Source organism: Klebsiella michiganensis, from assembly GCF_002925905.1.
GTDB classification, from domain to species: Bacteria; Pseudomonadota; Gammaproteobacteria; order Enterobacterales; family Enterobacteriaceae; genus Klebsiella; species Klebsiella michiganensis.
Genome location: NZ_PRDB01000001.1, coordinates 1,389,735 through 1,402,204, shown reverse-complemented (window position 1 = coordinate 1,402,204; position 12,470 = coordinate 1,389,735). Strand labels below are relative to the sequence as shown.

Sequence of the window (12,470 nt, the reverse complement as noted above, 5' to 3'; positions counted from 1 at the left end):
ACGGTGAACCGTTTTGTTTTCGGATGTATTCAAAGTAAAAGCCTCGGGCGATTCACTGAATCCAATAAGCCAGCCCCGCGGCGAAGAGCATTGAAAGCAGGACCGATGCCAGGCCAGGCAGCAGAAAAGGGTGATCGATAATATGTCGGCCCAGTCTGGTGGAGCCGGTATCATCCAGCTCTACCGCCGCCAGCAGCGTCGGATAGTTTGGCAAAATAAAAAGAGAAGCCGTTGCCGGGAAGCAGGCAACCAAAATAGCCGGGGCAACGCCCATACTCAGCGCGGCGGGGAATAAAATTTTTGTGGAGGCCGCCTGAGAATACAAGAAGCATGAGGCCGCCATAATAATAATGGCCAGCATCATGGGCGAATCCAGCAAGTGTGACGAGACCGCGCTTTGCAACCACTGTTGATTACTGTCCATAAAGGTTGAACCCAGCCAGGCGACGCCGAGAATACAGATGCAGGAGGTCATCCCGGTTTTAAATACCGAGCCGGACGGGACCTTGTGTACGTTAACCCGGCAGCACACCACAATCAGCAGCGCAACGCCCATCATCACCCCTACCCGCGCCTGTCCGCTGCTCATGACCGGATGGGCAATCAGCCCGAGCTTCGGACTGGTGACAATCGCATAAACCAGCACCACAACCAACCCGACGATAAAAATCAGCACCGAACGACCGGCACAGGGCGGGATCGCCCGCGCAGTCCTTGCCTGCACCTGAACCGGATTGTCATTGAGCCGATCCTGCTGGCGGATCCTGTCCCAGCACAGGTAAAAAACGGAGGTGACCAGCAGCGCCAGAAAGGTGGACGGGATTGATACCGCAATAAGCTCAATATAGCCCCAGCCAGAATGGCCCTTTTCCAGAATCCCCGAGAAGAAAATCACCGCCGCAGAAATGGGCGACGCCACAATGCCCAGCAAAGAGGCGCCGACCGAAAGAGCAAGCGCCCGGGTGGGTTTTATATTGTTCTCTTTCGCCACGCCGACAATAACCGGCATACAGGCAAAAGAGACCTGCCCGGTGCTGGCCATCATGGTTAATAGCCAGGTGGAAAGGGGCGCGGTGATGACTAACAATCGCGGATAGCGGCGCAGCAGGCGCTCGGTGAGGTCAACAAGGTATTCAATACCGCCGGCCTCCTGCATGGCGGCAATCGCCACGATCACCACCATGATAAATACGATAACCAGCATCGGCATATCACCCGGCGTGGCGCCGAGCGCGCTGAGGACAATCACGCCGGCGCCGCCGGCAAACCCCACGCCGATCCCCCCGACCCGCATGCCGATGTACAGAAACAGCAGCACCACCAGAAACTGAACCAATATCATACATTGCCTCCACCGCTCCCTGTCCGGCATTAACCCTTTACATGATTAAATGGCCTGCAAGTCCTGGCCGCCGGGCAAACGCGCTCTCACCCTGTTTTTGGATACAAAACGATAACTTATCGCGCTACCGCGGCATCGCTGCGCACGCTATTTATCAGGCATCCGATCTGCTCAATCTCGACTTCCACCCTGTCCCCGGGCTGCATAAAGAGCGGCGGGGTACGTTTTTTTCCGATGCCTCCGGGCGTGCCGGTCAGAATGACATCCCCCGGCGAGAGCGCGCTGAAGGTGCTGATATACGCAATGAGTTCGGCAATTGAATACAACATGCTGCCCGTATTATCCTGCTGCACCGTCTGGCCATTCAGCCGGGTGGTAATATTCAGATTTTGCGGGTCGGGGATAGCGTCCGCGGTCACCAGCCAGGGGCCGAAGCCGCCCGTCGCTGGCCAGTTTTTGCCGCCGGTAAAGCAGGCATGCTGCCAGTCGCGCACGGAGCCATCCATATAGCAGCTGTAGCCGGCAACATAATGCAGCGCCTCCTGCTCTGGTATATTGCGTCCTCCACGGCCCATCACCAGCGCCATTTCGCCTTCATAGTCAAACTCATTGCTGCGTTCCGGCTTGAGGAGCGCTGCCAGATGCCCGGCCTGTGAATCCGCAAAGCGGATGAATAGCACTGGGTTAGAGGGCTTCTCGTCACCGGCAGCGTTTTTATCGCGATAATTCACGCCAGCGCAGATAATTTTTTTCGGTTCAGTAATGACCGGCAGGAAAGCGATCTCGTCGAAAGAATAGTTCGCCTGTTTCGCAGACGGCGGCAGAGTATCAACAAGATGAAGATGCGGTATAAATTCCAGCAGGCTGCCATATTGAGGAAACCGCGCCTGCAGATCGATGACGCCGTCAGCGGTCGCCAGGCCATATTTGTTTTTATCATTAACGCGAAAGCTTAATAGTTTCATAAATCACCCAGCAATATACAGAGGTGAAAGCCCCGACGTTATGATGAAGAGCAGCAAAAAATACCGGGGCGAAGTAACCGATGATCCGCAATACAGTAAGCGATATCTCTGCATTGCGGATTAACAACAGACGCAGAATAAATTAACCGACGCGGCCCAGCTCAGCGGCGCGCATGGCGTCGTGGATCTCTTTTTCAGCGCCATTTTCGAGCGGCAGCAGCGGTGAGCGAACGGTGGCATGTTCAAGGATCCCGCGCGCAACCAGAGCATGTTTAAGGGCCACGGTACCTTCCATGTGCGAACCGCGGTGGTAGACGCTTTTGGTCACCGGCAGCAGTCGGTCGTGCAGCTCACGCGCTTTAACGTAATCGCCCGCTTTACCCGCCTTAATCATTTCAATTAACGGCTCAGGCGCGATATTGCCGTAGCCGACCAGGAAGCCATCCACATCAAAGGCGGTATGCAGCAGATATTCATCGTGGCAGCTTAAGATTTGCAGATCCGGACGCTCGCGGCGAATAACCGGAATTTCGGTATCCCAGCGGCGCATATTACGTACGCCATTCTTCATGGCAAATACGCCCGGCTGCGCGGAGATATCCAGCAGCGTTTTCAGGTTGTAGGTGGCTTTAGTGACATCCGGATACTGGAAAAGAATCAGCGGCAGGCCGCTTTCTTCGTACACCACGCGGTAGCGATCCTGAGGCGCGCCATCCTGATAGCCAAAGCGCAGCCAGCCGTGGGAAGGATAGAGCAAACCGGCGGATGCGCCGGCGGCAACGGCGCGCTTCGCCTCCAGCGCAGCCACTTCCGTCCCTTCCCCGGTGATGCCGGCAATAATCGGAAGCTTATCATCCACGGACTTCACAAACGCGCGGATCACATTCGCCTGCTCTTCCTGGGTTAGAAAAGTCCCCTCCCCTGCGTGTCCCAGCACCACCAGACCTTTCACCCCGTCGATGCTGCCCAGCCAGCTGCCGAGGCGCTGAATGGCATCATAGTCTACGCGTCCATCGCGAGTGAAGGGTGTAACCGGAGCCGGAGTCAAACCTCTCAGATCGATGTTAATCATAAATATCCCCTTGATGAGTAAGCATTTGTTTACGGTTAAGCGATTCTTTGAAACGGAAGTGAAATCGTTTCTGCAATCGTTTTCACGACGTTGACATTGAACCTCAAAAATAAAACCGTCAACGCCATGTTGGTTAAAAATGCAACGCAGATCACAAACTAAACCGCGATCTGCATCCGGGATGAGATCCGTTATACAAAATTCAACCCTCCCCGCTTTCTCCTGGAAAGTCGGGGAGGATCGCAGGGGGATTATTTACGTGGAGACGCGGTAGACTTACGGGGAATAAGGGAAGGCGTGGTAATCCGCATATTATTATTTATCTCTGGATTCAATAACATATCAACCGCATTGCTGGCGATATGCTCCAGCGGCGTTCTGACCGAGGTCAGCGCCACGGGCAGTCTGCTCACCAGGGGAATATCATTGTAGCCGACCAGGGAGAGATCTTCGCCAATCACCAGCCCCTGCTGGTGCGCGGCCGCGAGGACGCCGATCGCCAGCTCGTCATTGACGGCAAATAGCGCGCTCGGGCGATGAGGCTGGCTGAGAATTTTCATTCCCTGCTGCTCCCCCGAGGCGATATTAAAATCTGAATGACAGCACCATTCCGCTTCGATCCTGAGCCCGGCTTCCTGCATTGCCCGCTCAAAGCCCTTACGCCGGTTGCGCGCGTTGGAGGCAAAATCAGGGCCGCCAATCAGGCCAATATCGCGGTGGCCTAAATCAATCAGGTGTCGGGTAGCCAGATAGCCGCCAAGCTCATCGTCCCCGACCGATGAGGGGCTAAAACCGTCGGTACGCAGCGCCAGAACGTGGGGCACATCCCGTTCACGCAGGGTTTGCGGCAAAGGATCGTCCAGCCGGCAGGTGGACATGATCAACCCATCCACGCGGCGATCCAGCAGCGATTCCACGGCGTTTTTCTCCTGATCCTTGCTATCACCGCAGGTCGCAACGATCGCGAAATAGCCTCGCCTGGCCGCCGCCCTGGCTATCTCTTCGAAAAGCATCGCCGTAACGGCATCGGTCAGCCTCGGCACCAGGACGCCAAGCGTTCCGGTATCGCCCCGGCGCAGGCTGGAAGCAACATAGTCCCGACGGTAGCCCAGCTCACGGGCCACCTGGCGAATTTTCTCTGCCGAGGCGCTGCGCGAGGTGGGTAACCGTTCATCGAGTACGCGCGAAACGGTCGAGACGCTCACGCCCGCAGCGCGAGCAACATCCCGCATTGTCGCCAGCTTTTTTTCCGGCAAATCGTTCAGTTCACTTTCTTGATCCATCTGCTGCTCCAACTCATCAATGCGGGTAAAAATCCGTGTTGCCCGTTCAACGGATACCATCGTGCAAACCGTGGGGTTAAAGGATCTTACGTCAAACCTCGCCCGGACAAAAGGAATGGTGCTTCACTTTGCCGGGTTCATTCGGCTGGTCGTTAATTCACATTTCTTATCCATTTTGCTTTGCATTCGCCGCTTCGCCTTTTTGCGCGTGAGTTTTTTCAGATTGTGAACTGCTCGACATTTATACAACAGGCGTAATTGACTTAGCGGCGAATCCAGCAAAGGATTAGCTGCAAGTGAAATCGATTGCAGTAACGTTATCATAAACACATCAGGACAGCATTATATGCAGCACGTCGATGAATAAGGGTTCGTTGCCCTGTGGTTATTCAGAACCTTACGTGTATGCCCCAGACAACGTTTAACAGGGTAATACTATGTCAACTCAGGCCATTGCTTCAGATTACGCCGTTGCCAGCGGAACGGCGTCCACGCCAGACGCGCTGCTGGCAAGGCTGGAACGCCTCCCCATCACCCGACGGCTGAAAGCGATCCGCGTTATCGTCGGCTTATCGACGTTTTTCGATGCCTATACCATTATTGCAATCGCATTTGCGCTCCCCCAGCTTACCCAGGAGTGGGGTCTCACGCCGACGTTTGTCGGTCTTATTATTGCGGCCAGCTACGTGGGCCAGCTGTGCGGCGCCCTGTTTTTCGGCTCGCTGGCGGAAAAAATAGGCCGTATCGGCGTATTGCGTATCACCATCATCATGTTCGTACTCATGGATGCGGCCTGCCTTTTTGCCTGGAACGGCTGGTCAATTCTTGTTATTCGCTTTTTACAGGGGGTGGGTATCGGTGCGGAAGTCCCCGTTGCCAGCGCCTATATCAATGAATTTGTCGGTGCCAAAAAGCGCGGGCGTTTCTTTTTGTTGTATGAAGTGATTTTCCCTATCGGCATGATGTTTGCCGGATTGGTGGGGTATTTTCTGGTACCCATCTATGGCTGGAAGGTCATGTTTTTAATTGGCTTAGTCCCCTCCGCGCTGACCGTTCCCCTGCGCTGGCTGATGCCGGAATCACCGCGCTGGTTGACAGCAAAAGGGAGGCTGAAGGAAGCGGACAGCATCGTATCGACGCTGGAATCAGAGGTCATCAGGCGCGGGATGACGTTGCCCGAACCGGAAATAAAAGCCCCCGCGGTGCAAAAAGCGGCTCCGGAAGGGGTTAAGGCCCTCTTTGGCGGTATCTATAAATCCCGCACCTTTATGCTCTGGGGACTGTGGCTGACGGTTTATAGCGTCAACAACGGAATGATCACCTGGTTTCCAACCCTCTACAAAACCTGGTTTAACCTCTCCCTCGATACCAGTCTGGCCTACGGCTGGATCACCTCTTCCTGCGGCGTCGTGGCTTCGGTGATCTGCGCCTTGATGATCGACCGCGTCGGGCGCAAACGCTGGTACACATGGGCCTTTTTACTGGCCATCGTTCCGCTGATTACGCTCTCCGTTCTGGGCGCGAAATCCGCCGTTGAAATTCTGATTCTGGGCAGCCTGACCTACGCCATTCTGCAGACCATCGCTTTCTCGCTTTATCTGTACGCGGCAGAGCTTTACCCCACCCGACTGCGCGCTATCGGCACCGCGTATTCCAGCGCATGGCTCCGGGCGGGGTCATCCATCGGCCCACTGATGGTCGGTTTTATCGTCAGCGGCTTCGGGATCCGCTTTGTGTTTATTACTTTCGCGGTCATTGCGCTGATTGGCGGCTTAATTACCTGGCTTTTTGCCATTGAAACCAAAGGAAAATCGTTAGAAGAGCTGTCGCCATAGACGGCCTGTGGCTCCGGGAAGCGCGGGGCCACCTCTGACGGGAGGTCGGCGCAGTCGGCTGATTCAGCTGCGCCTTACCGGGAATTATTCATAGACCTGGATCATTAACAGGCGGTAAAAACATGAACAAACTCATCCACAGCGGCACGATGCTGCTGGCTTTACTACACCCTTTACAGACGCTGGCCAACGAGACGCTTTTTTCTCCCACCGCAAAAAACATGACCGGAGAATGGGGAGGCGTGCGTACGGATCTGCGCCGTCATGGTTATGATTTTACGCTGGAATATAGCGCAATGACGGCCACGAATATCTCCGGCGGTTACGTTCGCGATAAAACCCTGCGCTACAGCGACCAGTATATTCTCGGCGTAAATATGGATCTGGAAAAGATTTTAGGTATTCACGACGGTGAATTTAAAGCGTCGGTGAATAATCGTAACGGGCGAGATCTGACTCAGGATCGCCTTCAGGATCCGCGCGCGCCGGTAATAGGCTCCGGTGTTCAGAGCAACTACGGTCGGGGGCAAACATGGCACGCGACGCAGTTTTGGTTCAAAAAAACCGGGTGGGATAAAAAGCTGGATCTCAAGGTGGGCCTGATGCCGCCGGGAGAGGATTTTGATAACAACGGCTGCTTTTTTCAAAACCTGTCGCTGTGCGGCTCTTTAGCCGGCCACGGCAGCGGCGTCTGGTATAACACCCCCATAGGCCAGTGGGGCGGCCGTATTAAATACAGCCCCGCCCCGGCGCTTTACGTCCAGGCCGGCGCGTTTCAGTACAATCCTGCCTACGCCACCCGCCACGGAAGCTTCCAGCTGGATGGTACAGGGCATCTGGGGTACATGTACCTTTTTGAACTGGGATATCGACCTACTCTCGGCGCGGCAAAACTCCCCGGCATCTGGAAACTCGGGGGATGGTATAACACGGCGGACGCCAATGATGTGCTGGATGATGACAATGGCGATCCCTATGTGCTCACGCACCAGGCCGCCCGGCGACACGACGGCCGCTACGGAGGTTATCTCTATGTCGTCCAGCAGCTGACCTACTCGAGCAGCCAGCGCCAACGTGGCCTTAGCCTTTTCGGGCATCTGGCAATGAATGATAAAGATACGGCGACAATGGACTATCAGATTCAGGCCGGCGCCATTTATCAAGGCCCTTTCGCCAGCCGTCCGCAGGACTTTATCAGCTTCGGCGTCAGTAAAATGCACGCCAACGACAGAGTCGCCCGTCGGGCGCAGCTCCTGAACCAGATGCGGGGGATCGATGATTATGATAACCCTCTGTATGTTCCGGTTCGCAGAGCCGAGTATGCCGCAGAGCTGCATTATAGCTTTCGCGCGACGCCATGGCTGACCGTGCGCCCTAACCTGCAGCTGCTCGTTCATCCGGGAGGAAGCGAAGAGATTAAAAACGCCTGGGTGCTCGGCAATCAGGTGACCGTCAAATTCTGATAAAACGGGCTGCTACCGTCAGATCTGACCCAGTGCGTGTGATCATTACCCATGGGCGCCCTTTCCTGCGGTTCTGAACCCCCCTGATCCCGGCATAGCCTTCCTGCTATGCCGGGTATTTCAACTACCGCTTGATTAACGCAAACACGCCCCAGCCAAAGTATTCACGCGTATAAGTCGCATGGCGTTTTGGCGCCATCGTCAGCTCCGCCCGGACTTCTGGCACAAACTCATCATCGGGGTTTTCCTCTAACCAACGGCGCATGGTGAGCCATTTCGCCGCTTCGTAGCGGTCCCAACCTTCCTGGTCCGCCAGCACCATTTCGACGAGGTCATAGCCAAGCGCAGCGTAAGAGGAGACCAGATCGGCAAGCGTCAGAAAGTCGGCGAGCGAAGAGGCGCCACAGGCCTGTGCTATCTCTTCCGTTGCCGGTACCTGGCGCCAGTACGGTTCGCCGATCAGCAGCATACCGCCGGGCTTGAGGCTTTTGCTCAGCAGCTCGATAGTCCCGGCGACGCCGCCGGCGATCCAGGTCGCGCCCACGCAGGCGGCGATGTCGCATTTTTCCTCGGCCACATAACCGGCGGCGTCCTGGTGAATAAACGTCACGCAGTCGGCAACGCCGAGCTCTTCTGCCCGCAGCTTAGCCTGCTCGCTGAACAGCGCGCTCATGTCGACGCCGATGCCGCGAATGCCGCGATCGCGCGCCCAGGTACAGAGCATCTCCCCCGACCCGCTGCCAAGATCGAGTATCCGGGTTCCGGCCTTCATTCGCAGCACCCGGCCAAGGGCGGCGTATTTTTCCGGCGTAAACGGGTTATGGATGCGATGAGCGCTTTCACTAATGGTGAAAATACGTGGGATATCCAATGGTTGAATTCCTTTTATGGGTTTTACGGAAAGAGAATCGGGAACGTTTTTTTCGGCCAGCAGCGCGTACAGCTTGCCGGTAAAGGTTTCGCTGACCGGCCATTCCGCCTCATCCGGGCGAGTAATGGTGGTCAAACCCGCCGTGCGCAGCAGGTCGAGATAAGCATCATCATGCCAGGCGGTCATCCGGCTGCCGAAGAGCGTCACCTTGCCGCTCTCTTCAATCGCCATAAACCGCGTGGAGCTGGTTTGCGCCGCCGGATCCCAGGCGTGCTCCGTCAGCAGCAGGTGCGGAACATCAAGAAACAGCCCCTGCGGACAGCGCTGCCAGCCGGGATCGGCCATTCCCTGACGTTTAACCTCTGCATAGGTATGAACCTCGATGAGCAGCTTTCCCCACGGAACCAGCCACTGCGCGCAGCGATGAACCAGCGAGCGGGCCTCAGCCGCGCTGAACACGTTCAGTTCACCGAAGGTCATCATAATGAAATCAAACTGGGTTTCCGGCGCGTACTCGCGAACGTCCTGCTGGTGATAGGCAATATCCAGCCCGGCCGCCTGCGCCTGCTGCCGGGCCCAGGCGATCGACGCCGGCGAAAAATCCACGCCCGTACAGTAAAAGCCGCGCTCCGCCAGCAGGCGGGTGTAAAAGCCCGGCCCGCAGCCGAGGTCCAGAATGCGCGCGCCGGTGGGTAGCTGTCCGGCAATCCACGCGACCTGTTGTTCGATAACCGCCCGCCTGCGGCTGGCCCAGTCGTGCTCCTGCGACAGATGGTTCTCCAGCATACGCTGGCTAAAAGCCGGTTCATCCCAGGGGATTTTGCGCTCCCGGGATGACAACGCGATATGCCTGGAACCTGTAATAATCGTGCCAATAGTCATCATCATCTCCTTATTGATTACTCGCGCCAGTGCTCGGGTTTCATTAACGCCCGGGCGCACTGTATCTGGCCCGTTCGTCCCAGCGGCTGAGACGAAATCGGCTGCAGCATCCAGCAGGCTTTATGCGCCGCGGGAATCGGATAAGGCGCCGGATAGCCTTTATCTCCCGCGCATGGCTCAAACCCGTACCTGGGGTAGTAAGCGGCGTGGCCCAGAACAAATACCGCCTGGCTTCCCATTGCTTTCAACTGCTCAATGCCGTGCCGGATAAGCTCTCCGCCAACGCCCACGCCCTGGTATTCCGGCACCACCGCCAGGGGAGCAAGGATGTGCATCATCGGCGAGTCCGGCTCCCCTTTGAACGTCGCCCGGGTGAATAAAATATGCCCAACCGCCTCTCCGTTATGCCTGGCCAGCAGCGATAGCGTCGGGCAGGCACTCTCATCGTTGAGCAAATCGGCCACCAGCCTGGCCTCTTTGCTGTAGCCGAAAGCCCGGGTTTCGACGTCGAGAATGTCATCGGTATCGCCTTCAGAGGCGACATGAAAAGTGAAGCTGTGGTTTGTCATCAGAGGCTCCTTAGCGATTGTCCAGCTGTGCGCGGACGTTATTCAGCCCGGTGGTATTGATGCGGTAGGGCTGTCCGTTGACGGACTTAATCAGCTTTTTGGTTTTGAGTTTTTTGAAAACGGCGAGCGTGCAGTCGCTGAGCAGGAGCCCTTCGCGGCTGTAGCATTCAACAGAGGTGACGCGGCCTGATGCATCGCGGATGTGCGCGATCCGGCCACCTTTAGCGAGAACGTGTAAGGTACGTTGTTCCTGACGGGATAGATTCATACTGAAGAAACCTGTTAATCATCATGCGTAAAAACGAGCCAACACCCGCAGGTGTTCGCGTAAGGTTTAAGCGCAGCGATAACCAGTCCGGCCTGAAAAGGTCGGGAAGCTGATTATCTGATGATGACATTCTCCAGCATCAAAGCCTCGGTGAGAGTTGAAAAGGTATTTACCAGCGGAATGATAACACGTAGTTTTTATATGGAAATCGTAATAATCAAAAAGTGTGATCTGCTGCGAGTCCGTACGCGCTCCGGCCGGCATCAATGACCGCCTCCGTTCTTCTGGTCGATAGGTTTGGTACATTGGTTAACCATTTCGCAATACGACGCTACCCGCCGCGCACTGGCCCTATGCCCATGAAGAATTCCACTTCCCCGGTGCTGAGTAATCACTTGAAGTACATGAAAGTTGCTTAACGCTAACGCCAGCAGAATCAGCCCGCGCCCCGTGGCGGTTTATCAATGAAGCCCTGTTTAACGTTCCCTCCCCTTCACGCATCTCCGTCACACTTTGGTTTACCAATTTACCATTCATGGTTGACATGTTCGACCAATTGGAGGAATTTATACGCCATATCGTCTGGTTTCCCCTCCGTTACGATGGTTGACCGGAACCGACGCTACCATCAAAGCAGCGGCCTGAAGCAGGTCAATAACGTGAAAGAGGTTAAGCATGGAACAGACATGGCGCTGGTATGGCCCTAACGATCCGGTCACTTTAGCTGACGTCCGTCAGGCGGGCGCGACCGGAGTGGTTACCGCCCTGCACCATATCCCGAACGGTGAAGTGTGGACGGTTGACGAAATCCTCAAGCGTAAAGCCATCGTGGAAGCCGCCGGGCTGGTATGGTCGGTGGTCGAAAGCGTACCGATTCACGAAGAGATCAAAACCCATACCGGCAACTACGCGAAGTGGATCGCTAACTACCAGCAGAGCCTGCGCAATCTGGCCCAGTGCGGCATCCGTACCGTGTGCTACAACTTTATGCCGGTCCTCGACTGGACCCGTACCGATCTGGAATACGTCCTGCCGGATGGCTCCAAAGCCCTGCGTTTCGATCAAATTGAATTCGCCGCCTTTGAACTGCATATCCTCAAGCGCCCGGGCGCGGAAGCGGACTATACCGCCGAAGAGGTCGCTCAGGCGAATCAGCGTTTCGCCGCCATGAGCGATGAAGATAAAGCGCGCCTGACCCGCAACATTATCGCCGGTCTGCCGGGCGCGGAAGAGGGATATACCCTCGACCAGTTCCGCCAGCACCTTGCCACCTATAAAGATATTGATAAAGCCGCGCTGCGCGAGAATTTCGCCGTCTTCCTGAAAGCGATTATCCCCGTCGCCGAAGAGGTTGGCGTACGTATGGCGGTACACCCGGACGATCCGCCGCGCCCGATTCTCGGCCTGCCGCGCATCGTCTCGACCATTGAAGATATGCAGTGGATGGTCGACACGGTGAACAGCATGGCTAACGGCTTTACCATGTGCACCGGCTCCTACGGGGTCCGCGCCGACAACGATCTGGTGGATATGATTAAGCAGTTCGGCCCGCGCATTTACTTCACCCATCTGCGCTCTACGCTGCGCGAAGAGAACCCGAAAACGTTCCACGAAGCCGCTCACCTGCACGGCGACGTGGACATGTACGAAGTGGTGAAAGCGATTGTTGAAGAAGAGCACCGCCGTAAAGCGGAAGGCAAAGAGGATCTTATCCCTATGCGTCCTGACCACGGCCACCAGATGCTCGACGATCTGAAAAAGAAAACCAACCCCGGCTATTCCGCGATTGGTCGCCTGAAAGGGCTGGCTGAAGTTCGCGGCGTCGAGCTGGCGATTCAGCGCGCTTTTTTTAGCCGCTAATTCCTGGCTGGCGGGGCCGACGTCCCGCCTTTACCTCTTCGGCCGCCTTTTGCGGCCCAC

Annotated in this window: 10 protein-coding genes and 1 pseudogene; 3 read left to right on the top strand and 8 right to left on the bottom strand. The window is 56.1% G+C overall.

The window, feature by feature from the left end:
* Nucleotides 1–52: 52 nt before the first annotated feature.
* From CDA56_RS06735 to CDA56_RS06720, 4 genes are all read right to left on the bottom strand, one after another.
* A complete protein-coding gene (locus CDA56_RS06735) occupies nt 53–1,342 on the bottom strand; it encodes an anaerobic C4-dicarboxylate transporter family protein (RefSeq protein WP_004848008.1) in 1,290 nt (429 codons plus the stop codon).
* 116 nt (nt 1,343–1,458) lie between these two features.
* Nucleotides 1,459–2,307, bottom strand: a complete 849-nt coding sequence (locus CDA56_RS06730; protein WP_103815321.1) for a fumarylacetoacetate hydrolase family protein — start codon at nt 2,305–2,307, stop codon at nt 1,459–1,461.
* A 142-nt stretch (nt 2,308–2,449) separates the two neighbouring features.
* Complete coding sequence (locus CDA56_RS06725) at nt 2,450–3,379, bottom strand: dihydrodipicolinate synthase family protein (protein WP_004848004.1); 930 nt, start codon at nt 3,377–3,379, stop codon at nt 2,450–2,452.
* A gap of 251 nt (nt 3,380–3,630) precedes the next feature.
* Complete coding sequence (locus tag CDA56_RS06720) at nt 3,631–4,662, bottom strand: LacI family DNA-binding transcriptional regulator (RefSeq protein ID WP_004848002.1); 1,032 nt, start codon at nt 4,660–4,662, stop codon at nt 3,631–3,633.
* Nucleotides 4,663–5,099: 437 nt separating this feature from the next.
* Between CDA56_RS06720 and CDA56_RS06715 the strand changes: the two genes are divergently transcribed.
* Both CDA56_RS06715 and CDA56_RS06710 read left to right on the top strand, forming a co-directional pair.
* Nucleotides 5,100–6,497 carry an MFS transporter gene (locus tag CDA56_RS06715; protein ID WP_014228060.1) on the top strand — a complete coding sequence of 466 codons (1,398 nt, stop codon included), beginning with the start codon at nt 5,100–5,102 and terminating at the stop codon, nt 6,495–6,497.
* A gap of 122 nt (nt 6,498–6,619) precedes the next feature.
* Nucleotides 6,620–7,960 (top strand): carbohydrate porin, encoded by a 1,341-nt coding sequence (locus CDA56_RS06710; protein WP_103815323.1) that lies wholly within the window; start codon nt 6,620–6,622, stop codon nt 7,958–7,960.
* A gap of 124 nt (nt 7,961–8,084) precedes the next feature.
* Here the strand turns inward: CDA56_RS06710 and CDA56_RS31200 are convergent, their stop codons facing one another.
* The 4 genes and pseudogenes from CDA56_RS31200 to CDA56_RS06695 form a co-directional block, all read right to left on the bottom strand.
* Complete coding sequence (locus CDA56_RS31200) at nt 8,085–8,831, bottom strand: SAM-dependent methyltransferase (RefSeq protein WP_227632966.1); 747 nt, start codon at nt 8,829–8,831, stop codon at nt 8,085–8,087.
* A 360-nt stretch (nt 8,832–9,191) separates the two neighbouring features.
* A pseudogene (locus CDA56_RS31195) lies at nt 9,192–9,617 on the bottom strand (class I SAM-dependent methyltransferase); the annotation flags it as partial.
* Between the two features lie 113 nt (nt 9,618–9,730).
* Nucleotides 9,731–10,282 carry a GNAT family N-acetyltransferase gene (locus CDA56_RS06700; protein WP_103815327.1) on the bottom strand — a complete coding sequence of 184 codons (552 nt, stop codon included), beginning with the start codon at nt 10,280–10,282 and terminating at the stop codon, nt 9,731–9,733.
* 10 nt (nt 10,283–10,292) lie between these two features.
* A complete protein-coding gene (locus CDA56_RS06695) occupies nt 10,293–10,550 on the bottom strand; it encodes a YjhX family toxin (protein ID WP_004110819.1) in 258 nt (85 codons plus the stop codon).
* A 675-nt stretch (nt 10,551–11,225) separates the two neighbouring features.
* Between CDA56_RS06695 and uxuA the strand changes: the two genes are divergently transcribed.
* On the top strand, nt 11,226–12,410 hold the full coding sequence (gene uxuA, locus CDA56_RS06690; RefSeq protein ID WP_014228054.1) for a mannonate dehydratase: 1,185 nt from the start codon (nt 11,226–11,228) through the stop codon (nt 12,408–12,410).
* Nucleotides 12,411–12,470: the final 60 nt, after the last annotated feature.

Coding starts and splice junctions, on each gene's coding strand:
- CDA56_RS06735 (WP_004848008.1), bottom strand. CDS start 1,342: ATGATATTGGTTCAGTTTCTGGTGGTGCTGCTGTTTCTGTACATCGGC.
- CDA56_RS06730 (WP_103815321.1), bottom strand. CDS start 2,307: ATGAAACTATTAAGCTTTCGCGTTAATGATAAAAACAAATATGGCCTG.
- CDA56_RS06725 (WP_004848004.1), bottom strand. CDS start 3,379: ATGATTAACATCGATCTGAGAGGTTTGACTCCGGCTCCGGTTACACCC.
- CDA56_RS06720 (WP_004848002.1), bottom strand. CDS start 4,662: ATGGATCAAGAAAGTGAACTGAACGATTTGCCGGAAAAAAAGCTGGCG.
- CDA56_RS06715 (WP_014228060.1), top strand. CDS start 5,100: ATGTCAACTCAGGCCATTGCTTCAGATTACGCCGTTGCCAGCGGAACG.
- CDA56_RS06710 (WP_103815323.1), top strand. CDS start 6,620: ATGAACAAACTCATCCACAGCGGCACGATGCTGCTGGCTTTACTACAC.
- CDA56_RS06700 (WP_103815327.1), bottom strand. CDS start 10,282: ATGACAAACCACAGCTTCACTTTTCATGTCGCCTCTGAAGGCGATACC.
- CDA56_RS06695 (WP_004110819.1), bottom strand. CDS start 10,550: ATGAATCTATCCCGTCAGGAACAACGTACCTTACACGTTCTCGCTAAA.
- uxuA (WP_014228054.1), top strand. CDS start 11,226: ATGGAACAGACATGGCGCTGGTATGGCCCTAACGATCCGGTCACTTTA.